This is a genomic window from Ktedonobacter racemifer DSM 44963, from assembly GCF_000178855.1.
Lineage (GTDB): Bacteria > Chloroflexota > Ktedonobacteria > Ktedonobacterales > Ktedonobacteraceae > Ktedonobacter > Ktedonobacter racemifer.
In genome coordinates this window covers 2,296,002-2,322,952 of sequence record NZ_ADVG01000004.1, presented here as the reverse complement: position 1 = coordinate 2,322,952, position 26,951 = coordinate 2,296,002, and the positions used below count along the sequence as shown (strand labels likewise).

26 protein-coding genes and 3 pseudogenes are annotated in these 26,951 nt (G+C 53.5%); 20 read left to right on the top strand and 9 right to left on the bottom strand.

Translation table 11 applies throughout. From position 1 onward, the window contains the following. Positions 1 to 4: 4 nt before the first annotated feature. Both KRAC_RS51895 and KRAC_RS51890 read right to left on the bottom strand, forming a co-directional pair. A complete protein-coding gene (locus KRAC_RS51895; RefSeq protein ID WP_007921069.1) occupies positions 5 to 373 on the bottom strand; it encodes a hypothetical protein in 369 nt (122 codons plus the stop codon). Between the two features lie 392 nt (positions 374 to 765). Continuing rightward, positions 766 to 1,086, bottom strand: a complete 321-nt coding sequence (locus KRAC_RS51890; protein WP_007921068.1) for a hypothetical protein — start codon at positions 1,084 to 1,086, stop codon at positions 766 to 768. Positions 1,087 to 1,403: 317 nt separating this feature from the next. Between KRAC_RS51890 and KRAC_RS51885 the strand changes: the two genes are divergently transcribed. The 6 genes and pseudogenes from KRAC_RS51885 (at position 1,404) to KRAC_RS51870 (ending at position 3,538) form a co-directional block, all read left to right on the top strand. Beyond that, positions 1,404 to 1,628, top strand: coding sequence for a hypothetical protein (locus tag KRAC_RS51885; protein WP_007921067.1), 225 nt, complete (start codon positions 1,404 to 1,406; stop codon positions 1,626 to 1,628). Between the two features lie 194 nt (positions 1,629 to 1,822). Next, a pseudogene (locus tag KRAC_RS80435) lies at positions 1,823 to 1,981 on the top strand (zinc ribbon domain-containing protein); the annotation flags it as partial. A gap of 152 nt (positions 1,982 to 2,133) precedes the next feature. After that, positions 2,134 to 2,346, top strand: coding sequence for an IS4/Tn5 family transposase DNA-binding protein (locus tag KRAC_RS51880; protein WP_040447536.1), 213 nt, complete (start codon positions 2,134 to 2,136; stop codon positions 2,344 to 2,346). Then, entirely contained in the window at positions 2,321 to 2,704 is a 384-nt protein-coding gene (locus KRAC_RS73050) for a hypothetical protein (protein WP_157508079.1), read from the top strand. The genes KRAC_RS51880 and KRAC_RS73050 overlap by 26 nt, the downstream gene beginning before the upstream one ends. Before the next feature lie 108 nt (positions 2,705 to 2,812). Continuing rightward, positions 2,813 to 3,046: a hypothetical protein gene (locus KRAC_RS51875; RefSeq protein ID WP_040447535.1), complete on the top strand. Its 234-nt coding sequence runs from the start codon at positions 2,813 to 2,815 to the stop codon at positions 3,044 to 3,046. Positions 3,047 to 3,130: 84 nt separating this feature from the next. Beyond that, the gene (locus KRAC_RS51870) at positions 3,131 to 3,538 is read left to right on the top strand and encodes an IS4 family transposase (RefSeq protein ID WP_040447534.1); all 408 of its coding nucleotides are present in this window, start codon (positions 3,131 to 3,133) and stop codon (positions 3,536 to 3,538) included. A 39-nt stretch (positions 3,539 to 3,577) separates the two neighbouring features. Here KRAC_RS51870 and KRAC_RS51865 read toward each other — a convergent pair whose 3' ends face one another. Further along, a complete protein-coding gene (locus tag KRAC_RS51865) occupies positions 3,578 to 3,892 on the bottom strand; it encodes a hypothetical protein (RefSeq protein WP_007921064.1) in 315 nt (104 codons plus the stop codon). A 209-nt stretch (positions 3,893 to 4,101) separates the two neighbouring features. Here KRAC_RS51865 and KRAC_RS51860 point away from each other — a divergent pair, with 209 nt between their 5' ends. From KRAC_RS51860 to KRAC_RS51835, 6 genes are all read left to right on the top strand, one after another. Next, a complete protein-coding gene (locus KRAC_RS51860) occupies positions 4,102 to 5,373 on the top strand; it encodes a hypothetical protein (RefSeq protein ID WP_040447533.1) in 1,272 nt (423 codons plus the stop codon). Positions 5,374 to 5,602: 229 nt separating this feature from the next. Next, positions 5,603 to 6,631, top strand: a complete 1,029-nt coding sequence (locus KRAC_RS51855) for a Mu transposase C-terminal domain-containing protein (protein WP_040447532.1) — start codon at positions 5,603 to 5,605, stop codon at positions 6,629 to 6,631. Beyond that, positions 6,628 to 7,920: an ATP-binding protein gene (locus KRAC_RS51850; RefSeq protein WP_007921063.1), complete on the top strand. Its 1,293-nt coding sequence runs from the start codon at positions 6,628 to 6,630 to the stop codon at positions 7,918 to 7,920. The genes KRAC_RS51855 and KRAC_RS51850 overlap by 4 nt, the downstream gene beginning before the upstream one ends. 17 nt (positions 7,921 to 7,937) lie before the next feature. After that, positions 7,938 to 8,600: an alpha/beta hydrolase gene (locus KRAC_RS51845; protein ID WP_007921060.1), complete on the top strand. Its 663-nt coding sequence runs from the start codon at positions 7,938 to 7,940 to the stop codon at positions 8,598 to 8,600. A gap of 444 nt (positions 8,601 to 9,044) precedes the next feature. Continuing rightward, the gene (gene tnpC / locus KRAC_RS51840) at positions 9,045 to 10,529 is read left to right on the top strand and encodes an IS66 family transposase (RefSeq protein ID WP_007921058.1); all 1,485 of its coding nucleotides are present in this window, start codon (positions 9,045 to 9,047) and stop codon (positions 10,527 to 10,529) included. A 138-nt stretch (positions 10,530 to 10,667) separates the two neighbouring features. Beyond that, positions 10,668 to 11,201, top strand: a complete 534-nt coding sequence (locus KRAC_RS51835; protein ID WP_157508077.1) for a hypothetical protein — start codon at positions 10,668 to 10,670, stop codon at positions 11,199 to 11,201. A 279-nt stretch (positions 11,202 to 11,480) separates the two neighbouring features. On the opposite strand, the gene KRAC_RS64280 is transcribed toward KRAC_RS51835, so the two are convergent. After that, entirely contained in the window at positions 11,481 to 12,722 is a 1,242-nt protein-coding gene (locus KRAC_RS64280; RefSeq protein ID WP_007921054.1) for an IS110 family RNA-guided transposase, read from the bottom strand. A 37-nt stretch (positions 12,723 to 12,759) separates the two neighbouring features. On the opposite strand from KRAC_RS64280, the gene KRAC_RS73045 reads away from it, so the two are divergent. From KRAC_RS73045 to KRAC_RS51820, 3 genes are all read left to right on the top strand, one after another. After that, on the top strand, positions 12,760 to 12,933 hold the full coding sequence (locus KRAC_RS73045; RefSeq protein ID WP_007912987.1) for a hypothetical protein: 174 nt from the start codon (positions 12,760 to 12,762) through the stop codon (positions 12,931 to 12,933). 180 nt (positions 12,934 to 13,113) lie between these two features. Then, positions 13,114 to 13,677 (top strand): GNAT family N-acetyltransferase, encoded by a 564-nt coding sequence (locus KRAC_RS51825; protein WP_007921052.1) that lies wholly within the window; start codon positions 13,114 to 13,116, stop codon positions 13,675 to 13,677. 256 nt (positions 13,678 to 13,933) lie between these two features. After that, a complete protein-coding gene (locus KRAC_RS51820; protein WP_007921051.1) occupies positions 13,934 to 14,449 on the top strand; it encodes an AAA family ATPase in 516 nt (171 codons plus the stop codon). Between the two features lie 786 nt (positions 14,450 to 15,235). Here KRAC_RS51820 and KRAC_RS51815 read toward each other — a convergent pair. From KRAC_RS51815 to KRAC_RS51805, 4 genes are all read right to left on the bottom strand, one after another. Next, on the bottom strand, positions 15,236 to 15,751 hold the full coding sequence (locus tag KRAC_RS51815) for a LysM peptidoglycan-binding domain-containing protein (RefSeq protein ID WP_007921049.1): 516 nt from the start codon (positions 15,749 to 15,751) through the stop codon (positions 15,236 to 15,238). Between the two features lie 93 nt (positions 15,752 to 15,844). Beyond that, positions 15,845 to 16,051, bottom strand: a complete 207-nt coding sequence (locus KRAC_RS68085; protein ID WP_169461067.1) for a cation transporter — start codon at positions 16,049 to 16,051, stop codon at positions 15,845 to 15,847. A 426-nt stretch (positions 16,052 to 16,477) separates the two neighbouring features. Then, entirely contained in the window at positions 16,478 to 17,098 is a 621-nt protein-coding gene (locus tag KRAC_RS51810) for a C-terminal helicase domain-containing protein (RefSeq protein ID WP_040447531.1), read from the bottom strand. 215 nt (positions 17,099 to 17,313) lie between these two features. Then, a complete protein-coding gene (locus tag KRAC_RS51805; protein ID WP_007921046.1) occupies positions 17,314 to 17,727 on the bottom strand; it encodes a hypothetical protein in 414 nt (137 codons plus the stop codon). A 58-nt stretch (positions 17,728 to 17,785) separates the two neighbouring features. Between KRAC_RS51805 and KRAC_RS51795 the strand changes: the two are divergent. From KRAC_RS51795 to KRAC_RS51780, 4 genes and pseudogenes are all read left to right on the top strand, one after another. Further along, positions 17,786 to 18,744: pseudogene (locus tag KRAC_RS51795) on the top strand (IS3 family transposase); the annotation flags it as partial. A 1,215-nt stretch (positions 18,745 to 19,959) separates the two neighbouring features. Next, positions 19,960 to 21,789, top strand: a complete 1,830-nt coding sequence (locus KRAC_RS51790; protein ID WP_052569361.1) for a reverse transcriptase domain-containing protein — start codon at positions 19,960 to 19,962, stop codon at positions 21,787 to 21,789. A gap of 96 nt (positions 21,790 to 21,885) precedes the next feature. Further along, a pseudogene (locus KRAC_RS77510) lies at positions 21,886 to 22,089 on the top strand (integrase core domain-containing protein); the annotation flags it as partial. Between the two features lie 67 nt (positions 22,090 to 22,156). After that, positions 22,157 to 22,663 (top strand): GNAT family N-acetyltransferase, encoded by a 507-nt coding sequence (locus KRAC_RS51780; protein WP_007921040.1) that lies wholly within the window; start codon positions 22,157 to 22,159, stop codon positions 22,661 to 22,663. A gap of 85 nt (positions 22,664 to 22,748) precedes the next feature. Here the strand turns inward: KRAC_RS51780 and KRAC_RS51775 are convergent, their stop codons facing one another. Further along, entirely contained in the window at positions 22,749 to 25,760 is a 3,012-nt protein-coding gene (locus tag KRAC_RS51775) for a Tn3 family transposase (RefSeq protein WP_007921039.1), read from the bottom strand. Positions 25,761 to 26,006: 246 nt separating this feature from the next. Between KRAC_RS51775 and KRAC_RS51770 the strand changes: the two genes are divergently transcribed. Next, positions 26,007 to 26,936: a tyrosine-type recombinase/integrase gene (locus KRAC_RS51770; RefSeq protein ID WP_007921038.1), complete on the top strand. Its 930-nt coding sequence runs from the start codon at positions 26,007 to 26,009 to the stop codon at positions 26,934 to 26,936. Positions 26,937 to 26,951: the final 15 nt, after the last annotated feature.

Below are 26,951 nucleotides of genomic sequence, written 5' to 3'. Positions count from 1 at the left end.
GGTGTTATCCCTCCATCAGATCGCGGCCATACACCGTGTAGTCAGCGACAATTGCGACATCATTCAAAATTGCAGTAAAGAGCTGGTCAACATCGCACTCAAGGTATTCGACAATAATGAACCCTAAACCTTGTTTGTCGGATGTGCCATAATCGACGACGGAGATTTCAGATCGCGTGGCAAACCAGCGGTCAAACATTGCCGCTGTTTCCTCGGCAGCATCAGGGTCATGAAGTGTGATGTAGATGCCCTGTGCCTGGCCAGGGCGAGTTATGACCGGAGCTGCTGTAAATTGTGGATACTCCGTCATGCCGCTGAAGGAGGGATAGATTCTCTCCACAGAGAAGGAATACGGGATGATCCTTTGTGACATAAGATATGTCCTTTCAAGAATGCTACAATACACATGTCCTGAATTCGAAAGCAGGACCACCGCCTGGAAGCGTCCCCACGCTTGTCAGGCTTTTCTTTTTATTGCCCCATCGCTTGTTCGTATGAATACAAACGTATTCGTTTGCACTCATACGTATTCAAACAACAACAGTATAACACACTCTTGCACAAAAATAAAAGAGGCGCACCGTGAACGATGCGCCTCTTTGTGAGTCAATTGTGAGCTTTATGAGGTCAAACATTGATTTGCAATGTCTGTTATTGTTCCCTTTACAAGTATTATAATAAATAATGCCTTGAACCGTATCTCAAGGCGAGGCTTGGTCGCGCCCATCGCGGCCAGGCCGCCCACAACAACAGAATGGTCATGTGTTATTGCTGCTCAACCTCTTTTTTTAATTTTATCCCTGCCGTGCTTTTTCGATGCTTCTCAGGGTCATAAATCACTAAATCCTTAAAATCCTCTGCACTTTCCGGAATTTTGTATCCTTCCGCATATTCCGGATATCGCGCAAAGTACCGTTTCATTCCGTCGATAATGAGCAACACGGTCGTTTCATGGACCGGATTGCCAGCAATCATAGCATTTTTCAAGGTTCGCGCATCAACCTTAATCTCACGCGCGAAAGCTTGCGTTGTTAGCCGTGACTTGACCTGCCACTGCTTTAGCGTAAGCTTCTTTTCCTCTTCCATTCCGTTGTCTCCTCCGTCTGTACATTTTCCCCTTATCCAATCGGCATTGATCAGATATTAAAAACGTATAAAAATCTACAGAAAACGACATTAGAACAAGCATTCTGTAAATCTCTCTTGACATACTTTAAAGCGGTATGTCATATTTTATACTATAACTATAACATACTTTGTAGTCAATTGTCAACAATCGAGTACAGACGAAGTCATATGAGAGCTGATCAATTCAGCCACGAACTGTGATAAAGCTGTGCAATGAAGCGCAGGTCCAGCCACCCCCGGGCATACCATACCCCTAGAAGGAACTTGTGTGTGTTATGCAGGAAGACGATATTTTGAAAGTGTCAGAAGCAGGAGCAGTGCGTCTTATCCAAGAAATGAACTTTGCGCAATCGAAACTATCATTCCGGTCGAACCCTAAGATCTTGCGGCAAGAATTGCAAAGGCTGATAGATGTCCTGAAAATGATTCTTGAGGATCATAATGGGTATACCATTAGATTGGTTCAGGACAAACGCGCTCCCTGGGGAGTTTATTGGTAAATTAACTGAAAGGCTGACCGATTTTGCACCGAAGGATGGAATTAGACATTTCGATGCCTGGAAAAATCGCTCCCCATCTAGGATATCAGGAGCAACGGTTGTAAATAGAGGCAGCTTAACAGAGAAGTCTCCAGCAGTGCTGCTGGAGACTTCTTTCAAAATTGTCCATCAAGAGGTAGGGCTATTCCTCGCAGACGTGTCCCGTATGCGGGGAGCGGAGCAAGCACCGCAGGATATACTGTTGCCCGCACTGTAGGGCCACAGGCCCGCGTGACGCAGCAGGCGCGCTGAATATCCTGGGTCTCGGTCAACATGGTGACATGTCCCAGGCCGTTGCCTGCGCCTGCAGGTGAAGTATCTGCGCCCTTGGCGCAGTAGTTCGGGCGGACACCCCACACATAACTCGGCGTGAGCCGAGAAGCCCCCGGGGCTTTAGCCCTGTCACTTCCACACAAGTGTTGGCGTGCTGAAAAGAAAAGCAAGAACAAGCGAAGGAGGAAGGCTCATGGAACAAGAACCTTTGCAGCATGCTGACACATGGGCCGTCCAGACCTTCGGAGCAGCAGAACTGAGAGATCCGCGTCGTACTGATCGTTTGATCAAGATCGCGAACGCCCTGGCAGAGAACCCATCAGCCTCCTTGCCTCACGACGCGAGAGACCTGGGGAGAAACGCAGGGGGGATATCGTTTCTTGAGCAACCCTGCATTCGGGTATGAAGATCTCTTGCTCCCCCACTGGAGCCAAACCTACCACGCCGCGACCCAATGTTCTCGTACGCTCCTGTTGGCTGACACGACCGAGTTTGACTTCACAACCCATAACGCTCTCAAAGGACGGGGACCAGTGGGCAACAGCCGAGAAGATATCGGTTTCAGTTTGCACACCGTGCTCGCGATGGACCCCCAAACGCAGGCGATCTTGGGATGCATGATGCTCTCACCTTTCATTCGTCAGCTTGCCCCATTGGGGAGACAAAGGCTGAGCGCAAAAAACGGGAGCGAGAATCGCAGGTCTGGGAACAGAGTATCCGACAGATCGGGCGGGTTCCTCAGCACCACCAATGGGTCTACGTGAGCGATAGCAACAGCGATGTGTACACGTTTTGGCAAACATGTGAGGATCTTGGGTACGACTTTGTGTTGCGAGTGGCCCAGGATCGCAACGTGGAGGTTTCTCAAGAGGATGTGCAAGCCGAGCTTGACGCGCGTGCATCTGGGGACCCTGGCTCGTGCCCTTCCTGGCATGGATGCTCATCTGGTGAGTATTGCTGCCCAGCAGGCGCGAGCCCAGGCGAGAAGCACGCTTACAGATCAATTTCTAAAAGGTACGCGTCCAGCCGCCTCTGCACGGAGCGTGTTTACGCAAAATGGAGATTGTTGCCTGGGTGATACGGGTTTGGGAAGCCCAGCCGCTTGAAGGACAAGAGCCGTTGGAATGGATCGCGGTTTTCCACGCTTCCGATCACTTGCCCAAGTGAGGCATGGGAGGTGGTGCAATGGTATGGCTGGCGCTGGCTCCTGGAGGATGCGCCACAAAGCCCTCAAAACGGGCTGTCGGATGGAACATCACAACGTGCAAAGCATGGAGGCTCAGTGGAAATTACTCGCGGTGCTGACTCCCATTGCCTTGCGTTTGTTGATCATTCGGCACACGGCACAGCAAGCGGGAAACATGCCAGCGACCGACGTGGTCTCGCAAAAAGTCATCCAGGTCATCGTCTTCTTGGATCGACGTCACCGCAGCATCACTACCGCCCAAGAAGTGTGGCACGCCATTGCACGCCTGGGAGGCTATCTCGACCGCAAGAGCGATGGTCCCCCTGGATGGCAGACGTTATGGAAAGGATGGATGCGGGTGATGGACGTCTTGGAGGGCGTTCATCTCGCCGCTCTTCTCCATCCTTCATGACTTGTGTATAAGTGACAGCGCTTTAGCCCGTGGGGAGTGTCACACGCCCTGACGAAATCCTTCCTCAATCGAGGTAATGTGCTCGGTCGCATGCTCCGCTCTCCCGGCAAACAAGTCGCCAGCGGCCTGGTCACCGACGACGGTGGGCACCGGAGCGGCCAGCTGATCATCGGTGAACTGGTGCAGGAGGTTCACTGTGTCCTGCCGCGCCGCCAGGTAATCCGCTGCCAGCATCTCCATACTGTCGTCATGGTGCGCGTCCACATAGGCTTGATTGACGATGGCGACGGCCATCTCCAGCCGCTCCTCCTCCTCCGGGGTCAGCGCGCTCAGATCGCCCAGGATGCCCGGCATCGGCATTCCCTCCGGGTATTGGTAAATAAGGCCAAGAGCAGTCAAGTTTTGAGGTCACGAGTGATCAATCAGCGCGAAGAGTGATCAATATACTTATTGTCGTTTGAAAAAGCGCTCTCCATCTAGTATACTTCCTCCAGGCACTGTAAATTGTGTCTTTCTCTCATCAAGCTGATGGTGATGGTTCTGCTCGTACAGGAGGGACGCCAATGGGCTCGCCAGCCACGGAAGGCATTGATCTCTTCAAAATCGCGAACCGCTCCATTTCGGGGTGGGTTCCCAGCTTCAAGCTGAGCAGCGCGGCGGCCCCGGTCAAGCTCCCATTCTGTAGCCAACTCGAAGAACGATTACTTTTGTGGCTTGAGTACCATCCTCTGGTGATCAGCTATGCACGTGGCGATATTGGCCCGCAGTTTGCCGCAACCTATCGACTGCCGATCCCCAAGCATGCGCCGTTCGCCATTGGCTACGCGTTCGAGGGGAAACCACACGAGTATCTGCCCGATGTGGTAGGCCATCTTTCGGACGGAACGCCATTCATTGCCGAGGCCGGCATGGAAGACGACAAACGCAGTGATCGCAGCCTTGCCAAAGCCGAGGCTGCTCGCCGTTTATCACGCATTCAACGAGGCACCTTCTGGATTGGAACGGAGCGTCGCCTTTCCAAACACCACCACTACAATCTGGTCTACTTGCATGCCAGACGCAAGCACTTTCCTGCTTTTGACGACATTGCTATCGCTTTGCAGGAGATCTGGCCCATTGGAGACGTTGCCAGCGTCGAAGAGATCGAGAGCCGTCTCGCCGGGAAATGGCCTGAGAGTCTCGTCGAAGCGGCGATCTGGAAAGTGGCAGGAGACAGTGCGGCAGTGGGACACCTGTTAGTCGATCTGGAGCAGCACACCTTAGACCGCAAGCTCCCTCTTGCCTTGCTCCCGCCGGAGGCTCCCCCCTGGTTCCTCATCCACTTCCCGACACGCTCTTGCCTGAACCAGAAGCCATACCCACGGCCACCCATCCGTCTGCGAGCATATCGCTTCCAGGCCCAACGTTTGATGCGTCTACCCTTGATGAGAAGCGGCGTGACCAGTTTCACCGCAACCTGGCCGCCGTGTCGCAAGTGCTGGCTGGTGCCACTCAAACCAGCGTGGCAGCGGAGTCAGGGATTGCACGCACAACGCTTTCGCGATTGGTTCGGCGAACAAAGCAACTGGGGCAGATTGCCTGCGTTCCGCTTGGCTCCTACGCACGAAAAACCACCATGCATCCTGCTTTTCTCGAATGCATTCGTCGGTTGTATATCCTGCCAACACGTCTGTCAATGGCTGCCATTCATGAGCATACCGAGATGCGCCAGCTCGCTGCGCGTCTCACGGCGGAGACGCGCCAGACGGTCAAGCTTCCCTCCTACGATCAAGTGCGCAGGGAGATTCATCGCCTCAAAAACGATGATGCGCTCGTGGCAGTGCGCGAAGGGATGAAATCGGTTCCTCGCGCCCGCGAATCCCCCCAATCGTTTGCGCTTTCCATTCCCTCACCAGCACTGCTCACTCAGGTTGATGAGCACTCGCTGGAACTGTATGTCGTGACGCCTGATGGAATCGCAGTCACGAAACGGGTTCATGCTGCTGTGCTTGTTTGCGTCAAAACAGCGGCGATCCTTGGGGCTGTGCTGGCTCTGGGACCACTCAAAGAGGAGGACTACATGCGATGGCGCTCTTGCCCAAAGATGAACAGGTGGGACGCGTGGGCTGTCAGCACTCCTGGCCATGTTACGGCAAGCCAGCCATCATCTTTCATGACCGAGGGAAGATTTTCACTTCTGAGCGCGCGCGGCAGGTTCTGGTGGATCGACTCGGTATCATTACCGAGCAGGCCCCGCCTTACGCTCCATCCGCGAAGGGAACCGTAGAAAATCTTTTCCGTTGGATGACTCAGCGTTTTGAGCGTCGCCTGCCCAACACCAGCTATGGCATCCATGACGCGAAGGTATCGGCAGAGGCGGGCGGCATGACCCTGGAAGAACTGGAGCGCTGTTTCATTCAGGCGGTGGTAGACGACTACCAGCAAGCCTGGGACGAACTACGACGACAACGGCGCGCCGTGCTTTGGGAGCAGGCCGCAGCGCAAAGCGGGGTGCCACAGTACCTGGGATATCCTGACGACCTGAAACTGCTGCTCATGAAAGCGCAAAACCGGAAGAGGCCGGGCCAGGGCTATCAGGTCGCAGATACCAACCGGCTCTCATTTCATGGGCGTTGGTACGTCTGCCCCGGCTTGCTCTCGCGGCTCAAGGGGCGCGAATTCGAGGTGTACTTTGACCGGCGCGATATCAGTGTGCTCTATTTGTTCGTGGATGGTATCTACGTTGGAGAAGCCTACTGCCCACAATTGATGGGGAGCCGCGTCAGCGAATGGGAGGCCCGTGCCATGCGTAAACACGATGAGAAGCAGGCGAAACTCGCGCGTTCGCAAGGGCGAGAGGTCCGCGCGCGTATTCAGGACGAAGCAGCGCATGCGCGGAAACGTCGTAGCACCGAGATTCGTGCAAACGAGCAAGCACGTCAATGGGATCGCCAACGGGAAGAGATCCACCCCGCCGAAGTCACTGAGCGCTTAGCGGACATCGAGACGAAGAAACTAGCCCCACCTAAAATCAAGAGAGCGGTTCCCGATGCCGACGCTGATCGTCCAGTCCGTACGCTCCGCGTCCAGCTTGGGGAGGAGAGACTTTCATGACCCACCCCATCTTTCGCAAGAACATTTACATCGAAACGCCCTTTGAAATCCGTTTTCAAGCCATGCTGCGTTACGCCTGGGACAAGCGGAGTTGGCATGTGATCGTGGCAGATCCGGGTTCAGGCAAGACCGTGGGCATTCGCGAGATGATCAAAACGGCTGGCCGTAGCGCGATCCTGGCGGTGGTGGCTCCAAAAAATGATGAGGATGAACAGGCCCTGGGCGACCAACTCTACGCGGCACTTGGTGTGCAGTCGAAAGGACATTGGCGCACCCGAAAGCCCCGCCTCATGGGACACCTTCACCAATCTGGGACGGAGTGTCTCGTGGTGGACGATGCACATGATCTCTCGCTTGAGCACCTGATGTTTCTCAAGGAACTGACGGACCAGGGGCACTTACAGTATGACCATCCGTTTGGCGTGTGCCTGGTCGCTGCCGGGCGAGGAAACACGATCCCCCTGAAAGAATATTTTGATCAGCCAGAGACCACGTGGCAGCAATTCTTCCGCCGCCTCGACCAACTCGAACCATATTGCCGGATAGAAGGACACACCAGCGAAGAAGTGCGAGAGATCTTAGCGGCATTGGAAAAGGTGTACGCGCCCGCCCTTCCCCAACTCAACTTGCTCCGATGGGGAAGTTCTATCTACACTTGGCTCACGAATCCAGTCCTCGACCCGATCCACTCAGGCCGCGTCACGATGAATTATCTGATGAAGCTCGTAAAAACTGCTCTCGAATGGTCATATGAGGCAAAGTCCACGGATGTGTTGATCGAGATGCTAGAGAAAGCCGCAACACTGCTCGTGCTCCGCCGCAATACCCTTTGGATCATTGATGGAGTAGGGCCAAGCGTCAAAGCAGATCGCGCTGAGAGAGCTGAACCTGTGCAGATGGGTGAGAAGCAAGCAGAACAGACCTCTTCCCCAAACGAAGAGCAGAAGATTCCACCGATCCCCTCTACAGAACAGGTGGTTGGAACACCATCTCGGAGGAAGGCTGTGTCCGAAGTCGCCGCATCGGACAAATGCACGTTTTCTGGGGGCGTGCCTATCGATATCAAGCGTTTTGAGCAGAGTGGTGTCTCGCTGGTGGAGTGTCCTGGCTGCGGGAGAGCATGGACTCTTTCGCCAGGTGGTGGAGGGCTGCGTTTCAAAGCGCACCCCAGGCGGAAGACGAATACTCCCGCGACTTCCCGGCGGTGGGTCAGGGGGAAAGACGAAACGGACTGGGATGTGGTCGGAGGGTCCACTTTACCTATGCGCAAGATGCGCAGAAAAGCTTGAAGGGCAGAGGTGTGAAAATGAATGACCGAGCAATCGCGGGAGAGTTTGTGACCGAGACGTTCGACTACGACGGTGGTCGGCAGGTGACGGTGTACGTCCCGCCAGATCCGCCCGAGGCAGTTGTCTTCGCCGGTGACGGTCAGAGGATCTCGCAGTGGGGCCGGTTCCTCGAGGCAGCTGACGTCCCGCCCACGATGATCGTTGGTGGACACGGGCTGACGAACGAGAATCTGCGACTCCAGGAGTACTCACCGGTCTTTGACGCTGAACGGTTCGCGGCACATGAGAAGTTCTTCGTCGAAGATGTGCGCCAATGGACAGAGTCGCGGTTTGGAGTAGCGCTGCCCACTGAACGCACCGCGGTGTTCGGTGCCTCGGCGGGTGGAGAGCTCGCGCTCGCTCTTGGGCTCCGGCATCCCGACGTCTACGGTGCGATCTTCTGCGCCTCGCCGGGTGCGGGCTACAAACCGACTGAGGTGATGCCGAGTCGGATCCCGCGCACGTACCTTGTTGCCGGCACGCAAGAGCCGTTCTTCCTTGAGAAGGCGACGAGGTGGGCGGCCGCGCTGCGCGATGCAGGTGCGGACGTTGTCATGAAAGAGCGGACCGGATCGCACGGCGGCGTGTTCTGGCGAAAAGAGTTCCCGCTGATGGTGGCGTGGGCGTTTGGACGCGAATAGATTACCTTCTACGTATCAAGAAAATGGTAAATGATGTGAAGAGTGAGCAGGTTTTGGCCTCAAGGGTTGGCATTTGCCCCGAAGGTTGAGCAGTACAACCATTGATCGGAGGAGGAACCGCCTCTGAAGCCGTTTGCAGTGCGCCGTTTTTGTAAATTCGCGGTGATAAGAGAGGTCTTGTCGCCCCTCACGCTTTTGGAAGGAGAAAAACAGGAAATCCGTATGCCGATCACCCTGCTCTTCAGCATTGGGAAACAGCTCTTCCTGATACATAGCCAACTGGAGCAAGGATGAAGGAGGAGGTCCTTGCCTGGCTCATCGAACCTCACGAACAAAATCTTCTGTGTGCACATAGACCCTCTTTCAACGAATAATTCCCAAATAAATCAAGTAACTACTCAGGTCTCTTTGGAGCGGACTGGACAAAGCTGATAAACTAAAAGCATGACCGAAGAAGAAGCAAAGCTACTGAGACAAGCGCATGCAGAACTCAAAGATGCGTATGCCCGACTCAAGGAAGAAAGCGAGCAGAAAGATCGGCGCATTGAGGAGTTGGAAGGGCTGCTGATGCGAGCGGTCTTGCGTATCGATGAACTTGAAAGACGGCTGGCGAAAGATAGTCACAACAGTAGCAAGCCGCCTTCCAGCGATGGCCTGGGGCGCAAGCCGGGGAAGCAACGCACAAAAAGGAGAAAGCGATCAGGGGGCCAAAAAGGTCACCAGGGGCACACGCTCATGCAAGTGCTGACTCCTGATACAGTGATTACCCATCGCCCGACGCACTGCGGACATTGCCAGTGCGATTTGCGAGAGGAAACGGGAAGGGTAAAGGAGTGCCGTCAACTGCACGATTTGCCAGAACTGCGTTTGCTGGTGCAAGAACACCAGATCGAAGAAGTCTGTTGTCCAGCCTGCCAGCATCTGACGCCAGGAAGCTTTCCTCTCGGCGTGGATGCCCCGGCACAATATGGTCCTGGGGTGCAAGCGTTGGCGATCTATCTGTCACACTTTCAGTTACTGCCATTGGAACGCGTCTGTGAGGCTCTCGCCAATCTGTGTCAGTGCCATCTGTCGGAAGGAACCCTGGTCAACTGGATTACCAAAGCGGCCAAAACGCTTGAACCGACGATCCAACACATCAAAACCTTGCTCCTAGCGAGTTCCTTGCAGCACGCCGATGAGACGGGCATTCGGGTCAAAGGGCTGTTGCACTGGATGCATGTCAATGGGACGCGCTGGTTGACCTTGTACTCCTGGCACCGCAAACGAGGACAAGAGGCGTTGGAACACATTGGGATCTGGCCGCACTTTCGTGGACGAATGATGCACGACCGTTGGGCCAGCTACGATCGTTACCCATGTGCTCATAGCTTGTGTGGCGCTCATCTCTTACGGGACTGTTTGTATGTTGCTGAGCAGGAAAAGCAGCCCTGGGCACAAGAGATGTTCGATCTGCTGTTGAGCATGGCCAAAGCGGCAGAGCAGTGGCGCGGTCAGGGGGCCAAAGAGATCCCGCAAGAGGAACGAGAGAGTTGGATTGCCCAGTATTTTTCGGTCCTCGTTTCTGGGTTTGCTGCTCACTCGGCCCAAGCGCCTCCTGAACACGGTATCATGCCAAAGCGACCAGGACGAAAAAAACAGGACGCATCAAAAAATTTGCTGGATGCTCTTTTGAAGCGAGCTGACCAGGTCCTCGGCTTTCTGGAGGATCTGACTGTGCCCTTTACGAATAACCTTGCGGAGCGAGATTTGCGGATGATGAAAGTGCAGCAAAAAATTTCTGGGACCTTTCGCAGTGCCGAAGGGGCTACAGCCTTCTGTGTCATCCGTAGCTATCTCTCTACCATGCGCAAACAAGGTCGCTCTCTCTTTGGAGCCATGGTTGCTGTCGTTGCAGGTTCCCCGTTCCCTGTCGCATGGGGAACCTGAGGAGTGACAAAAACGGAGGAAAACGGAGGAATGATGAAAAACGTTCTCAATCAGTTTCTCAACCAACCACGATCATCGCAACCAGCAACTCGTTTTGACCGGGTCGCTTTTGTCTACGGCCTGACGTGTGGTCTGATCTTGGCGATCATCATCACCAGCCTACTCATCTGGCTCCAGGTTCGCGGCATGCAAGAGTTTGGAGGTTTGCCGCGGAGCATATCAGGGGCATTTCCCACGATGCTGAACTTTATGCTCGCCAATGGCATGTTTGCATCAAGGTTTCAGGGAGAGAGCCAGTGGCCTTTCCTATTGCTTTCTTTGGGCCTTGTTGATTTCTGCATCAGTATTGTGGCTTTTAGGCACACTGGGAAGGCAAGCACAGCTATGACTGCCAGCCTCTGGACTGCTTTCTGGTTTTTGCTATTGAACCGTATGGTTAGCTCGATATTTATTTATCAAGGAGTACAGGCCAATAACCGGCTTCTCCAGGAGAACCCCTCTTTCCATATCCCGTCTGCACCGTTCCTCTCAAATTTTATTGCTTCTTCTATTGCACTCCTCTTCTTCTCATTTATTCTCAGTGCGACTATTGGGGCATTTGGAGGCTGGCTTGGGGAGCGCATGCAAAGATTGATGCTTCCAAATAGTGCAAACTCTCGGCCAGAAAATTGAATCACTCTCCTTGTTGCTTCTTTCTTAAGGCAAGGTAACAAGTGTTTTTGACGAAGGAAGGCCCTCAAGTAGTTACCACTTCCTTTGAGAGGAGAGATACCTGAGTAGAAGCCATAACATTTGTCAAGTCCCTTTTTGGGGGGATTTCTTCTCGCTTGACGGGAAAAGACACAATCTCTCCCCCGAGCGCCTGGAAACCTTCCAGGTGTAACCCCACCGCATTCCCTCGGGGGGTGGGGGGCGCATCCAATAGGTGAGCTAGCCGCGCGGCTAGCTCACCTATTGGATGCCAACCTTGTTCGCATCGTAGAGATCCTGGGTCTTGAGCAGGTGAACACCCACGATGATCATTTTTCGCATCACGGCAACCAAAGCCGTCCCTTTTTTCAAGCCACGATCCACCAGACGCTGATAGTAGTCCTTGAAGGGAGAGTGTTTCTCATGCAGCGAGCGCAAGGCAGCCAGGTAGAGCAAGCGACGAACTCGTCCGCTCCCCCGTTTGGAGAGCTTGCTTTGTCCTTTCCATTTCCCACTCTGCTTCACCTGGATATCCAACCCAACGTAGGCCACGACTTGATCCATATGGGCAAAGCGCTGCACGTCCCCCAATTCGGCTCGCAGCACTGCAACGGTCAGTGGTCCAAACTCGGCAACAGCCAGCAAGCGCTTGGCCTGGGGATCATTGGTCAGCAGCTGATCAATTTCTTGCTCAAGCTGAGCCAGATTGATGAGCGTATGCTCCAGCTGATCACACACAATCGACATGCTTTTCGAGCGTGCCATCACCGCCACCCCGCTGGCAATCGAGGTCTGAGCCAAGGCGAAAAGAGCTTGAGCAGTTGGGCGGCCATAATGGTGAGGAGCCAACTCATGCAAGAGGTGAGACAGCTGCTCGACCCCGGCGTCCACGACCGCCTGAGCACTGGGATAGCGCTTCAGGACTGCCAGAGCGGTGGGGCGTGTTGAGTCGGCAAACACCTGCACGAACTCAGGAAACAAAACGACCAGAAGCGCATGCAGTTCGTTTTTGTAGCGGACCACATCCTCACTGAGTTGTTGTTGCAAGCGAAGCAGTTCGCGGTAGGTCCCAGTGTGCTCATCGGGCAAGTAGCCAAAGCGGGCTTCCCCACTGAGCAAGACGCGTGCGATGGTGCCGGCATCCAGTTGATCCGTTTTGGCACGCAGGCCTCGCTGCTGCGCAAAGGCATGCACTTGAGCCGGATGCAACAGACAAAGCCGGTATCCAGCCTTGAGCAGGGCCTGCGAAAGATTTTCTCCGTAACGCGAGGTCGCCTCTAATCCAACGAGAATCGAGGAGGGATCGCTCTTGAGGCTCGCGAGTTTCTCAAAGAGCCAGTCAAAGCCCTCTCTCGTATTGGCAAAGGTGCTTGGTTTGAAGACCTGCCGTTTCTCAGGAGTCAAACAGCACATGGCGCAGGTTTGACTGCCAATGTCGATTCCAACCACATACCGAAGAGATGCCGGTTCTGGCGGCGTCGGGACAACATTGCTGTTGGACATGATCAGCCTTCTCCTTTCTCATGGAGTTGGTTCTCGCATGCATCCATGCTCCACCCAGGTCGTCGCAACAGGAGTCCTGTCCTTTCAGGAGAAGCGAGAACTCACGCTGGATCGGCAGTCATCTTCTCTGCGACAAACGCTGCAACAAGCCCAATGGTCGTTTGCCATCCTGATGGACAGAGAGCCGTCTACTCAAGGCGGTCACCGTTAGGGTCAACAGGCCGCATGTCACGACAAAGGCTCTCCTGTTAGTTCCATCGTCGAGAAGAGATGAGCTTTTGCCTTCTCTCTTCTCTCCTAACAATTAGTATATGAGTTACTAAATCAAAAGGATAGTATATAATATTCGCATGTTTCTATCGAAAATACACTTGAGGAGAGTATAATCATCATGGGCTTAAATATCCGCCTGCACACCTTTCCGACCTTAGAAACAGAACGCCTGATCTTACGGCAACTCGCAGCAACGGATGCGCAGGATTCCTTCCTCTTTCTGTCCGATGAAGAGACTATGCGCTACTACGATCCAGCCCCGATGACACAGCTAGAACAAGCGGAAAAGAGTATTGAGCGTCATCGAAGGCGCTTTGCTCAACATGAAGCACTACGCTGGGGCATCATATTGAAGGGAGAGAACAGGGTTATCGGCAACTGTGGATATTCATGGGATGCCGATAATCGAAATGCAGCCCTGAGCTATATTCTCTCAAAACACTACTGGAATAAAGGGATCATGACAGAGGCCTTGACCGCGATTATTCAGTTCGGCTTCGAACACATCCATTTGCATCGCATTGAAGCTCAGGTTGCGTATCCCAATCTCGCCTCCACACGCCTGCTCGAAAAGCTCGGCTTTCAGGAAGAGGGACGCCTCCGCGATCGTCAATATGCGAACAACCAGTTCGTTGACGAAAGAATATTTGGGCTCATCAATACCAACAACGTGGACGGATAAAATCCCCCTTGATAGCCTGGACAATTAACCAAAAGTATGAACCATACTGCTGGTAGTAATTATCATTTTCCCTTTTAGGGGTGATAAGGGAGGTCTTATCACCGCGAATTTACAAAAACGGCGCACTGCAAACGGCTTCAGAGGCGGTTCCTCCTCCGATCAATGGTTGTACTGCTCAACCTTCGGGGCAAATGCCAACCCTTGAGGCCAAAACCTGCTCACTCTTCACATCATTTACCAGAAAAGGACAATGGGAATGGGTAAGAGAAATTATCTTATCGAGGGAGTCTCCGGCACAGGCAAAACGTCGGTCTGCACAGAATTACAGCGTCGTGGCTACCAGGCCATTCATGGTGACCGGGAATTGAGGTATCAAGGCGATCTGGAAACGGGTACGCCAACGGATATCTTCACGTCTGATCGCCACAAGTCCCCCCTTTGGGATATAGAGAAAGTACAAGCCTTAATCGCTAACAAGGATGAGGCGGTCACCTTTTTCTGCGGTGGGTCGAGGAATTTTTCCAAATTCCTCGAGTTATTAGATGGCGTGTTTATTCTTGAGGTCGACCTTGACACCTGTCTCCGGCGGATTGATGAGCGAGTGGCACTGGACCCAACTGACTGGGGCGGAAAACCAGAGGAACGGGAAATCATTGCGCGCTTGCATCAAACGAAAGAAGACATACCCAGCAGCGGCATCGTACTAGATGCAACACAGCCGCTTGTCAGCGTCGTGGATGAAATCCTTCGCCATGTCCGAGCTTCGGCTTGATTCCGAAAGACCGAAACGCTTTGTGCTCATTCATTTCCTGATCTGTTACTCGCGAAGCGCTTCGTTCTCCTTTATCAGGCTAATTTATCTTCTCTATCTGCTCAAACACCTGAAATGCTTTATTCTTTTTATTATATGGGCTCTACCCCAGGTAGGACCTCGAAGGGAAAAGTGGCGAGGTAATCGCCAGAAGAAATCGTTCGCTCCTATTTAGGAGTGGTTTATTTACAACTTTCTCCGATGCATCCCTGGATGAGAAGCGGTTTTTCCAGGAAACGCGTGTATCAGTGCTCACATGGAAGGGCAAGTGCTTACGTCGGAGGGCAAAACCTCCCCGCTTCGGATGTCATTTACCAGCAACCACGCTGAAGCCTATCCACGCACAGAAGAAGATGTAGAGCGAAAACCGCTACTCTGCCCACATTGTTTCAACCGAGACGGAACCAGACGAGAGCAATACGGCCCTTGAGTATTAACGGACTGGAATACCACGCTAAGCGCTTAGCGTGGTATTCCAGTCCGTTAATACTCAAGGCGTATACCATCGGCGTTAACAGCGTGAAGTTCTGCCACGAATTGCTTCACAAAGCATTACCAATGGCAGCGTAAAATCACAACTGGGATCAGCAGATCAAACACGGAGTGGGTCAGGAGAACGCCCACTCCGTGCTTGGTACAGAAAAGGGGTGTTCAGCGACGAGTCCTCATGACTGCTCCCAAGTCGTGATGAACTGTGTGTGCCCTGAAGCACTGCGGCGGACGTGCGGCTTGTCCATTACTACCCATTTACTGGAGGAGCACCAGCCGCTGTCCCGGGTGGATCATCCGAGGATCGCTACCAATGATGCTCCGGTTGTTCTGATAGAGGCGTTGCCACTGCTGGCCCGATCCGTAAAAGCGGGCGGCGATCACCCATAAACTGTCTTTGGGCCCCACCACATAGGTACCGGATCTGGATCGTGTTGCTCTGTTTCCATGAGTAGACGCAAGGGTCGAGGTACTGCTCAGAGAGGACTGAGTGACACTTCTGCCTCTCGCGATGCTATGAGCGACTGGACGGGATACCGATCCTTTCTTCCCACTGGCCGCATGGACGGCTGGACGGGATACCGATCCTTTCTTCCCACTGGCCGCATGGACGGCTGGACGGGATACCGGTCCTTTCTTCCCACTGGCCGCGTGGACGGCTGGACGGGATACCGATCCTTTCTTCCCACTGGCCGCGTGGACGGCTGGACTGGCAACCGCGAGCAGGAGCAGTGCCATCACCAACGTTATCCCTGCTAAAGACCATTTCCACATATGCATCCTCCATTGCTGATTTGAAGCAAGAGACGTATCAGCACCTCTTGCTCATGAAAATGAGAGCTGTTCAGAACAATCAAAGCAAGATGCTCAACATTTCCTCTCCTCACGCGAGTATTTACGATGCGATGCTATGGCCAGCGCCGTTTCGATCTGGCTGTGTGAAAGCTGATCGGGCTGATAGTGCAAATGCACCGTTTTCGTCGACAGATCAATACGCACATTACACCCACCAGCGAGCGATTGATGCGATTGCTGGACGTTGCTCACAGAGCCCTCACAGGTTATGTCAGGGATCGAAAGAACCAGTTTTTTCCTACATTCCTATTCTCCTTTGCGTGGCTTGTTCAATCCTTTGTTACATGTTCAGTATGCTCATTCCCGGGAGAGAACATGTATACCGAAATTCTAGCATAACCTAACATAAAACACAAATAATGATATTTAATGCTATTTATGTTTAGCTCATCGCGATACCGCAAATTGGCCCTTGAGTATTAACGGACCGGAATACCACGCTAAGCATTTAGCGTGGTATTCCGGTCCGTTAATACTCAAGGGCCAATACTAAACACTTGGCTATTGCCTAAGTTCTTCATTTACAATATGCCGATGGATGAAGCTAAATAGGGAGCGCTTTTTCAAACGACAATAAGTATATTGATCACTCTTCGTGCTGATTGATCACTCGTGACCTCAAAATTTGACTGCTCTTGGCCTCATTTACCATGAGCGCTGCGAAATGACCTCACCCAGAACACTCGCATCCAGTCCTACCGTCTGGTCGATTTGTGCAATGCGTGTCGAGAGCTTCTGCACCAAACCGAGGAGACTCTCCAATTCCGCCTCTGGAAACACGTTGTAGAGCAGAATGTGCGCGAAGGAACTGCCAATACGATCAACACGCCCAGCACGCTGGATAAGACGCACAGGATTCCAGTGCAGATCATAGTTGATGACGACCCCTGCATCTTGCAGGTTCTGCCCTTCTGAGAGGACATCGGTGCTGATGAGTACTTGGATTTCTGAACCATCAGGTCGCCAGGGTTGATCACCCGGGATCTCGGGTGGACGATTAGCCACCGGAGCAAAGCGCTCGATGAGATTACGACGCTCCTCCGGCTTGGTATTCCCGCTAATCATGCCCAGCGCAGGCTGGCCGGCCTGTTCCTGCCAAGCGGTATCCTCAAGGAGCTGTTGATACAAATAGGCAGCGGTGTCATGGTAGCTCGTGAAGATCAACACCTTTTGCCCCTTGAGCGAGCCAACCAGCACCTCCTTCACCTGATGGACCTTATCGTCTCCATTTCCACCGGCCTCATTCTCGCGGACTCTCTTCAGCATCAAGAGGATCGTGTTCAGGACCGTAATGTCACGATTGACCCCTCGAACTACCGCACTTCACCAACACCTGTGAACATTGTGGCCGGGAGTACAATTCATGCGGTCAGCTCCTGGCACCACGCGAGCAGTGGGAAGAACCCTGGGACCCAGAATAATAGAGAAACCCTTGGTAGCTTATGTAGGTAGCTCCAGGGGTTCTTTGTGCCTTGCCTTCTTCACAGTGGCTCAGGACCGATATGATGCTGCTCCCAGAATTCACGAGCATCTTCATAGTCTTGCATCTCTTCGTCGTATGCCTGCTGAGCTGCAAGCTCATCATCCAGTGACACACGACTCTCGCCGTAATAGGCTCGTGCAGGCCTATATGACTGAACCTCCACACGCGACCAGATAGGGTTATAGGAATTCAGATGCTCCATAGGTGTCATGTTCGCGATCTGCTTCTCTCCATGCGCCTTCCAGGCAAGCCTGCCTCTGTAGGCAGCATACCCCAGGGCTACAGCCAGCAGGAGCGTCAGTAAGAACATGCCTGGACCTGCCCACTCCCAAGTCATCACAAACACGCTAAAGGCCACAAACACGGCGACCAGACTATAGAGACAACCACTAAAGATCAGGATATTCCGCATCTATACTGGCCCTAAGAATTTAGACACGGGAAGAGGCTGAAATAAGATATACTCAAGCATGATGAGAAAACAGTATTCAGCCGCGTTCAAAGCGCGAATCGTACAAGAACTCTTGAAAGAAGAGAAGGCGCTGGCCCAAATTGCCAGCGAATATGAAGTCCATCCGACCCAACTGAAGAATTGGCGAGCCGTCGCCTTAGAAGGGTTGCCTAGCCTCTTTGAGAGGCAGGATACCACGGCAGACTTAAAAAGGGCGCATGAGCAGGAATTGAGCGAGTTGTACGCCGAAATTGGCAAGTTGAGTACACAGGTCAGTTGGCTTAAAAAAAAGTTACAACTCTGAGTCGGGGGGAACGAGTGGCACTGGTGGAGCGAGCAGAGAGAGAGCTGCCCTTGAGCCTGCAAGCCGATCTACTGGGCCTGAGCCGCGCAAGCTTGTATTACCAGCCGCGGCCACCTTCCGCTGAAGAAGTGTGGCTCAAACATCGGATCGATGAAATCTACACGCAGTGTCCCTTTTATGGCTCCCGCAAGATTGCGGCGCAGTTGCAGCGAGAAGGGATGAGCATCAATCGGAAAACGGTCGCGCGATATATGCAGGAGATGGGCATTGCGGCTATCTATCCGGGGCCGAATCTGAGTAAGCGGAACCAGAAGGAAGGAGTCTATCCGTATTTACTGCGCCACGTCACCAGCGCCTATCCCAATCACATTTGGGGAATCGATATCACCTACATTCGCCTCCACGCGGGCTGGATGTACCTGGTGGCGATCCTGGATTGGTACTCGCGCTACGTGGTCAGTTGGGAACTGGATCAGACGCTAGAGTTGCCTTTTGTCTTGGCTGCCATGCAGCGGGCATTGAAGCAAGCGGTGCCCCTGATCTGCAACAGTGATCAGGGCAGCCACTTTACCAGTCAAGAATATTGCCAACTTTTGCTGGATGCCAAGGTGCAGATTAGCATGGATGGCAAAGGGCGAGCCCTGGACAATATTTTTACGGAGCGTGTGCGCCGATGAGCACTCATTCTCCTCGTTGGATGAGTCCAACACCACTGAAGCACAGGTGGTTAAAGCACTTCCTTACCTGGCGGCGAAAGCCAAAGGGGACTGTAGCATGGAAAGAAAGCGCAGTGCGGGAAGCACTCTCTCCCAAGAGGCTGCGCGAGCTAGTCCGCATAGGGTCAGCCCTGTATTGGGCCAACGTCAGGCGACCTGTTGCAGGTGAACAACCAGAGGGTCATGGTGCTATTGCCTCTGCTTGAGATCGTGATGATAAGCCGTTCGTCATCACGAATGCTTCTCTCAAGGGGACTCGAAAGGATCGAGCCAACCGCCGAACAACGGACCTACGTGCGGACCAGGGGAATGGGTGAACTTCGGGATCGCCTACACGCCGCGAGGCGCAGGGCGACGGAACCCCCATAGTAGTGCGCCCATGTGGCACAAGAACCTCTCTCACCCGTCGGGGTGAGTCCACTGAAGCGAAGTGGATAAACCAGCAACTTACCTTCAGTCGAAAGATATGAGGGGACCGTAGCATGTTGTCAGGAAGGTCGGTGAAGTCCCAGTACCAGGGGCCAGAGGCCGATCAGGTAAGTCGTGTATGGTGAAGACTGATTGTCTGAAGCCCAGTCAAGGCGGAATTGGGGCAGCCCACAGGACACGGTACTAGCGCCTGTGTTCGACGTTGCCGGGAACGGTACTATTTCCCTGCAAAGCTTCCGTCGAAGCCTACCCGTACGGAACGGGAAAAGACGTAAAGGACACCTGGAGCACGAACTGAGATTCTTGGAGGCAACTTGGGGTTGCCCTAACCACCGCGAGGTGTATGGGTACAGAGGGACCGAAGTAGTCGCGGAAGTCACGCTCCGCCGGGGCCTGTGAGAAAGACACAGACAGGGCGAAGGGTCCCAGGAACTCGTCTCAGCGGCAGAGGTTGGCCTGGATGGGCCACACGATCTTTGCGCAACGAGGCAAAGGGTTCTGGAGAGCCACAGTGCCATGAAAGTGGCCCGCTGGGTTCGGGAAGAGACCGTTGGAAAAGGGCTGAGTCCAGGAAACCACCTGAAATATCAGGCAGGTCGGGACAGCATCAGTACCTCGCTGGCGGTCTACTTCATACTGGCAATGCCAGTGAAGGGGCAGCCTACGAAGGTAGGCCAGAGTGTATCGCTGATCACGATGCACAGGGAAGGTATTAGGAAGTCCATACACGGAAAGGTATGCGAAATGCAAACACCCCGTACGTACCTGGGACTTCTGCGTGAACGAGGCAAAAGAGGATTACCTCTCAAGCGCGTTTACCGACAACTGTTCAACAAGCAGCTCTACCTGACCGCTTACGGGAAGATCTACAGGAATACGGGCGCGACGACAAGAGGCATCAGCGAGGAAACTGCTGATGCGATGTCGCTCGAAAAAATTGATACCATTATCGAAGCGTTACGCTCCGAGCGGTACCAATGGCAACCCGCACGCAGGATCTACATTTTAAAGCGAAATGGGAAAAAGCGTCCCTTGGGCCTACCCGCCTGGAGTGACAAATTACTGGCGGAAGTAATTCGCCAGATCCTGCATGCCTACTATGACATTCAATTTAGCGAGCATTCCCACGGTTTTCGGGAAGGACGAGGATGTCACACGGCTCTACAGGAAATCTATCACACCTGGGGATCGGCAACCTGGATTATCGAGGGCGATATCTCCGACTGCTTCGGTTCATTATCGCATGACCTTCTCCTCTCAACGCTGAGAGAAAACATTCACGATGGACGCTTTCTCTACCTTGTGGAAAAACTGCTTCGGGCCGGATATCTGGAGGACTGGCGATTCAATCAGACACTCAGCGGAGTACCACAAGGCTCCGTTCTGAGTCCAATACTCAGCAATATCCTGCTCAACAAGTTGGACACCTTTGTGGAAACCATTCTCATCCCACAGTACACACGAGGAGAGAAAAGAAAGCTTAACCAGGAGTATGTGAAACTCCACAGACAGATGCATAACCTGCTGAGAAATGGGCAGAAGGAGGCTGCTCTCAAAGTGAGAAAACAACTCCAGAAGCTTCCCTCCGTAGATCCGCAAGATCCGGACTACCGACGGCTCAAATATGTTCGTTACGCCGACGACTTCGGCCTCGCATTCACGGGGCCAAAGCGTGAGGCAGAAGAGATCAAACGACGACTGACAGCGTTCTTGAGCGAGGAACTCAACCTCACACTCTCTTCAGAGAAGACGCTCATCACTCACGCAAGAAGTGATGCTGCTCGCTTTCTGGGCTACGAAATCACCACCATGCAAAGTGATACCAAGCAGAGTCGGACGAAAGCTGGCTTCAAACGCCGGAGTATTAACGGAAAAGTGGGATTGCGTGTCCCAAGAGCCGTCGTCATGGAAAAACGTAAACGCTACCAGCAACGAGGCAAACCTATCCATCGAACCGAACTGCTCAAGGAGAGTGACTACACAATCATCTCGACTTATCAGCTTGAATACCGAGGGATAGTCAACTACTATCGATATGCCTACAATCTGCATCGACTCCACACCCTCAAAAAGGCAATGGAAGGATCGCTGACAAAAACGTTGGCGGCCAAACACAAAACCTCGGTAGGACACATCTACCAGAAGTACCGAACACGGCTTCAAGTCGATGGAAAAACCTACAAAGGATTACAAGTCACCATTGCCCGTGAGGGAAAAAAGCCATTGGTAGCGGCCTGGGGAGGCATCCCCTTGCAGTGGGATATCAAAACAACGCTTGACGACCAGCCACAGCAAATCTGGCATGATCGATCGGAACTCGAACAGCGGCTCTTGGCCCAAGTCTGTGAATATTGCGGGGCGACCCGTATGACAGATCGTATTGAGGTGCACCATATTCGGGCCCTCAAAGATCTGAACAAGTATGAGGGCCAAGAGAAGCCAAGCTGGGCAAAAATCATGGCAGCCCGTCACCGTAAGACACTGGTCCTTTGCCGCACCTGCCATCTGGATTTGCATGCCGGACGGCCATTGAAACACAAACGATCACGTTCACGAACGGAAATCCTCCGATAATGCTGGAAAGCCCGGTGCAGAGAAATTTGCATGCCGGGTTTGGAGGGAGGCATTCGTAAAAGGGCAGCAATGTACCTCGACGGGTGCCTACCCTACTTATGGCGCACCGTCAAGTATGAGGAGGTTTACATTCACGACTACGCTTCACCTCGTGAGGCATGGCAAGCCTTAACCGGCTATTTTCAGTTCTATAATCATGAGCGTCCCCATCAGGCACTCGGTTACCTGACCCCGGCTGAACGGTACTTCGCGGTTCCTGCGTCGGTTTCGAGGGACGAGCGAGACCGAGATCGAGCATGAGGTCGCGCTGGCATCTGACGGGATCGAACGGAGGCCCAGCACGGGCATCAGAAGAAAGGTGGTATCTATGGCCGATCTCCATATCAAGCGGGTTGCTCCGACAGAGCTGGCCGAAATCATCCAACTCTTTACCGAGCAAGTCTACCCTGCCCATCCAGAAGAAGCTCACCGCCATTTCGCCGGACATGCACAAGGGCAGGCCGACACCTTCCTGGCCTGGAGCGCAGGGAGCTTGGCCGGCTATCTCACCATCCGCTGGCAATCGAAGAATCCGCAGTTTCGGCAGCAGAACATTCCGTTGATCCATCATCTGGGGGTCTTCCCGCAGTTCCAAAGACAAGGGATCGCCTCACGTTTGATGGATGCGGCAGAACAATTGATCGCCACTCGCGCCACTCAGGCAGGCATTACGGTTGGTCTCTTTGATGAGTATGGGCCAGCGCAGCGGCTGTATGCCAAGCGCGGCTATGTTCCCGACGGACGAGGGGCGTGCCAGGGGCAGCGACCACTTCAACAGGGGGAGACGGTCACAGTCGACCACGACCTCATTCTTTGGCTTACTAAGGATCTTTGATGCCTGTAAAGAAAATACACAAAGGAGGAAAGTAGCTCTTATTTCTACCGATTTTTCTGTCTTGACAACGCGGGCCACTTTACCTTTATCCAGCCTTTTCAATCTCCAAACGCTCTGTCAGATCGAGGTGAATGGTGCCATAGGGGTTGACATTGCTGTAGATCAAGGGTGTAAGCGCTCGAAGATCCTCTTTCGTCATCTTGTTCATCCAGGTGGGATCGGCCAGGAGTTGTTGAAGCAAAAGAGTCTGAATATAGACCAGACTGGCTTGGAGGAGGTGGAGTGAGAGCATGGTCAACTCCTGGCCCTCACGCCTGTTGGTCGTAAATTCCCCATGCCGCCCGTACAGAATAAAATTGGTGGCACCATTCCAGTTCTCCACCACATTGAGCCCCTCGTGGATCTCGCGTCTCAGTGCCTCACTGCTGAGATATTCGCAGAGGAAGATGGTTTTATACGCTCGTCCGAGCTCTGAGAGGGCTTTATACGTAGGATGCTGGACACCATTGCGGGTAAAGCGATGCAGAATGGTTTCGGTTTCTGCTGTGCCGAGCCGAAGGCCCGTCGCGACCTTGATCATTTCATCATATTGTTGCCGGATGAGATCCCAGTTGATCGAGCGCCGCAGTATCAGCTGGAGGTTGGGATACTTTTCGGCATCGCCTGCTTCGACCAGCGAGAGTTTTTGCCGATGGATGCCCTTGAGGCGGGGAAGCAGTCGAAAACCCAGGAGTGAGCACATGGCAAAAGCAACCTCCGACTGCCCATGAGTGTCCACGTAATTGCGATCAACAGCCATCTCGGTGCAATGGCGTAACACGCCCTCGATCATTGCTGCGACCTCCGACGAGGAACAGCTTTTCAATTGGGAATAGATGCAGGTCGCCTTCTTTTCGAGATGCCAGTAAATCATGATTCCCGGCCCATGATAGCGTGGGTGCCATTCCGTGAGCAGGTTCTGGGCAAACGCACTGAATTTCTTTGAGTCAGAGGCACAAGCCGTTGTGGCCTCGCCCCAAATGTGCGGAAGTCGCGCCTGGAAAGTGGCATTGGCTACGGCGCGAATGGCGGCTCGCTGGTGTTCTGGGGTCAGCAAGCGCTGTTTGGTATAGACAAGCTCCCGGTAACTGATTCCGTGATCACCCGCACTGACTCGTTTGAGCCCGATGTTGGTTCCCAGCCCGAAGAGGCAAAGGAGGAGACGCATATCACGCGTAGCCGGGTCCAGATGCTCGCGGGGCGTCGGACTGGGAAAGAAATCGGTGAAATTGGTCCGAAAGTTGGCCTCTTTCAAGATATCAAGTAAATCGATCACAGACCAGCGCCTGAACAACGCCGCTTTCAGGGCATTCAGGTTCGGGGGCTCCGGCTGCGGTTCTAACGAGGAGAGGGAAATCCAGCCGCCTTTCTTTGGCAAAAGCTGAACCTTGGGGTTGGTTGGCAGATTTCGATTGAGCTTTTCCAGTGCCGCCGTCATGTCTCGTTGCACGTGTGCAATGAATGCTTCTACATCTTGCGGCTGATGGAGCGCTTCGTAGTAGCCCTGGCGTTTGCTCTCAAAGTCCTTCGGCAGATCGTCATTGGGGTCGCGGAAACGATTGGCGTGCTTGAGCCAAACCTCTTTCGTGCGAACCGTGTTGCGCAGCGTTTGCAAGACACAGAGTTCATAGTTGATCCGATTGACATGCTCCGTCTTGCTCTTCGCATCCTGTTTCACGACGGCGGAGCGCCAGGTACCTGGCACCACTCCATCCAGGGGAATGTCCTCGGTGGGGGCGAAATGGACCTGGGTGCTGGGAATATCGACGTACTTTTTGAGCAGTGCTAACGCACGCACGACTGGTCGGTGGACCTCGTTGTTCGAGCAAAATTCCAGATGTTTCAGGATGACCGGGATCATGCGCCGATAGTGCTTGCTGTACGAGGAACGCATGAGCTTCTGAACCTTTTGCTGATAGCCGGTCCCGGTCGCTTTGTATTCCTTGACCAGGTCGCGCAGCGTTTGCTCTGGCACAACCGGAAAAATGACGGCGCGAACGGTGCCATCAGGCTGATCAATGGCGACTTCGGCAAGGCGAAAGAGCAGATTGGTTTTCCCGGACACTTTTTTGATCTCACGGACAAACGCTTGCTCGACCCGTCGCTCGGCTTTGGTCGTCAAATGGTGCGCCATGTCGAGCAGTAAATCGACCAGGATATCAATAATCTCCTGCCGACGCAGCCAGCAATAGGCAGCCAGCAGGGTCCAGCGGAGGGCATCTGGGTGGCGGCGAATTTCATGGATTTCTTCAACGACAATGCGCTGGCGGTACTGCTGCAACGGTTTCGGAGAAGCCTGGGCAAAAAGCGTCGCCGGAAGGCCAAGCTGCTCAATTCGCTCCAGCTTCGCGATTTCCTCCAGCATATGTTCCAGGCTCATCTGACCGGCATCCTGTTTGAGCGATTGCCAGACGGATCGATATCGCTGAGCAGGAGTCGCCCCCTCTTGATCTGGTGGTGCTTCTATGCTTGCCTCCGCAGAAGGTGGTTCCTCTGAGATGATGGTTGTCAGCAACCCATCGAGGCGCGCTCGAACTTCTGGTGTGAGTTGTTGGGAGATAGACGCACAGAACTGCTCGTCAAAGCGATGCAGTGCGGTGTGAAGTAAGCGGGAGAGGCGGTCGGGAGTAGGTGGCTCAATGTGCTGCTTCTGGCAATGCTGGTAGGCAGCGGCCAGGAGTGCATCCTCTTGCTGCTGCTCACCCAGCACCTCCTGGCACAACCAGGAGACCAGCGCCTCTTCATCCTGTCTGGTCGTTTCCCGGAAACCCAGAAATGCACGGATGGCCGCACGATGGGTTTTGATCATGCGGCCATCCCAATCATAGGCTAGCAGTTCTTCCGTAGCGATGCCGAGCTGGTGCGCGATATGGCGTGTCACAGCGGCGGGAATGTCCTGCTTCTGCGAGGGAAAGCGTCCTTCATACTGGAAATACTTGAGCAAGACAGCGAAGCCGAGCAGATTGCGATCGGTTTTGCTGTCTCCCACCAGATCGAGTTCAGTGGAATGAAGGGTAAAGTGCGCCTCCAATTCCTCATCGGTCCATTGTCGTTTCATACGGGTACGTTCTCCTACAAATACATGGTGAGCCAGGCTCACGGCTGGATTGTAGCAAGCGCGATAGACAGAGTAAAAGAGGAATTGTTTTTGTAACCAACAGTACTAGACACTCGAAAATTTATAGAGCAAATACTAGTAATTGGGGCGTTTCTTGAGGTAGAATAGGGGTGGTAAAAGACACTTTAGCACCTCTATTTCAGCGGCATTCTTGATCATTACAATCTAAGCAAAAAGAGCAAAGAAATGCATCGAACACCTGCGACAAGACTCAAAGCGATCGTTCTGGCTCCGCCAATGGCGGCCACGATGCAGAATGTCGCCGGGCAGTTGGCTCCCTCCTCACGCAAGACCTACACCATTGATGCCAAACATTTTGCCCACTGGCTTGCTGGCCGCGACCTCTCCCTCACCTCATTGAATCGAGATAATCTGGTGGCCTATCGAACTCATCTGGCAGAAACCTATGCACAATCGACTGCCGCGCGCATGTGGGCCGTCGCCAGGCGGTTGCTCGATGAAGCCGTTCAGCGTGGTCTCCTGCTGAAGAATCCAGCAGAGGGTGTTCGCGGGTTCAAAACAGGCGATGATGAAAGTCCCCACGCCTTGAAGCGTGAGGAAGCCAAGGCGCTTCTCGACGCTATTGATCGCCGCACTGCCCTCGGCAAGCGGGACAATGCCCTTCTCATGCTCCTCCTGCGCACGGGCATTCGTCGCGCTGAAGCAGTGGCTCTGACCATTGGCGATCTCATGATGGAACAAGGCTATCATATTGTCATCATTCGGCATGGCAAAGGCAAGAAGCGGGGCCTTGCCAAACTCCCGGTTGAAGTCCGACAGGCGATTGACGACTATCTAGAGGCAGTTGGCAGAGCGTGTGCTGCTCCAGAAGCACCGCTGTTTATTAGCTTTCGCAAAGGCGATCATCCCCAAGAGAGACCGCTTCATCCCAATCAGGTTGGGCGTATCGTGAAGCAGCGCGCGCAAGTTGTCGGGATCGTGATGTCTCCGCATGGAATGCGAGCCAGCTTCATCACCTTGGCGTTTGAGGGAGGAGCAGATCTCGCGCTCGTCCAGGATGGGGCGAGGCATAAAGATCCTCGAACCACAAGGCGCTATCAAAAGCGGCGAAATAATCTGCATAAAAATGCTGTCGATTTCGTTTGGCCTGAATAACCTATTTCTTATCGA

Excerpts from the sequence above, each read along its gene's own strand:
- KRAC_RS51870 (WP_040447534.1), top strand. The coding sequence starts at position 3,131 with ATGGCTGGCGCTGGCTCCTGGAGGATGCGCCACAAAGCCCTCAAAACG.
- KRAC_RS51845 (WP_007921060.1), top strand. The coding sequence starts at position 7,938 with ATGAATGACCGAGCAATCGCGGGAGAGTTTGTGACCGAGACGTTCGAC.
- KRAC_RS51860 (WP_040447533.1), top strand. The coding sequence starts at position 4,102 with ATGGGCTCGCCAGCCACGGAAGGCATTGATCTCTTCAAAATCGCGAAC.
- KRAC_RS51865 (WP_007921064.1), bottom strand. The coding sequence starts at position 3,892 with ATGCCGGGCATCCTGGGCGATCTGAGCGCGCTGACCCCGGAGGAGGAG.
- KRAC_RS51875 (WP_040447535.1), top strand. The coding sequence starts at position 2,813 with ATGTGCAAGCCGAGCTTGACGCGCGTGCATCTGGGGACCCTGGCTCGT.
- KRAC_RS51775 (WP_007921039.1), bottom strand. The coding sequence starts at position 25,760 with ATGAAACGACAATGGACCGATGAGGAATTGGAGGCGCACTTTACCCTT.
- KRAC_RS51780 (WP_007921040.1), top strand. The coding sequence starts at position 22,157 with ATGGCCGATCTCCATATCAAGCGGGTTGCTCCGACAGAGCTGGCCGAA.
- KRAC_RS73045 (WP_007912987.1), top strand. The coding sequence starts at position 12,760 with ATGCATCCATGCTCCACCCAGGTCGTCGCAACAGGAGTCCTGTCCTTT.
- KRAC_RS51825 (WP_007921052.1), top strand. The coding sequence starts at position 13,114 with ATGGGCTTAAATATCCGCCTGCACACCTTTCCGACCTTAGAAACAGAA.
- KRAC_RS51850 (WP_007921063.1), top strand. The coding sequence starts at position 6,628 with ATGACCCACCCCATCTTTCGCAAGAACATTTACATCGAAACGCCCTTT.
- KRAC_RS51770 (WP_007921038.1), top strand. The coding sequence starts at position 26,007 with ATGCATCGAACACCTGCGACAAGACTCAAAGCGATCGTTCTGGCTCCG.
- KRAC_RS51805 (WP_007921046.1), bottom strand. The coding sequence starts at position 17,727 with ATGCGGAATATCCTGATCTTTAGTGGTTGTCTCTATAGTCTGGTCGCC.
- KRAC_RS51810 (WP_040447531.1), bottom strand. The coding sequence starts at position 17,098 with ATGCTGAAGAGAGTCCGCGAGAATGAGGCCGGTGGAAATGGAGACGAT.
- KRAC_RS51895 (WP_007921069.1), bottom strand. The coding sequence starts at position 373 with ATGTCACAAAGGATCATCCCGTATTCCTTCTCTGTGGAGAGAATCTAT.
- KRAC_RS51820 (WP_007921051.1), top strand. The coding sequence starts at position 13,934 with ATGGGTAAGAGAAATTATCTTATCGAGGGAGTCTCCGGCACAGGCAAA.
- KRAC_RS51855 (WP_040447532.1), top strand. The coding sequence starts at position 5,603 with ATGGCGCTCTTGCCCAAAGATGAACAGGTGGGACGCGTGGGCTGTCAG.
- KRAC_RS51815 (WP_007921049.1), bottom strand. The coding sequence starts at position 15,751 with ATGTGGAAATGGTCTTTAGCAGGGATAACGTTGGTGATGGCACTGCTC.
- KRAC_RS51885 (WP_007921067.1), top strand. The coding sequence starts at position 1,404 with ATGCAGGAAGACGATATTTTGAAAGTGTCAGAAGCAGGAGCAGTGCGT.
- tnpC (WP_007921058.1), top strand. The coding sequence starts at position 9,045 with ATGACCGAAGAAGAAGCAAAGCTACTGAGACAAGCGCATGCAGAACTC.
- KRAC_RS51790 (WP_052569361.1), top strand. The coding sequence starts at position 19,960 with ATGCAAACACCCCGTACGTACCTGGGACTTCTGCGTGAACGAGGCAAA.
- KRAC_RS51890 (WP_007921068.1), bottom strand. The coding sequence starts at position 1,086 with ATGGAAGAGGAAAAGAAGCTTACGCTAAAGCAGTGGCAGGTCAAGTCA.
- KRAC_RS51880 (WP_040447536.1), top strand. The coding sequence starts at position 2,134 with ATGGAACAAGAACCTTTGCAGCATGCTGACACATGGGCCGTCCAGACC.
- KRAC_RS64280 (WP_007921054.1), bottom strand. The coding sequence starts at position 12,722 with ATGTCCAACAGCAATGTTGTCCCGACGCCGCCAGAACCGGCATCTCTT.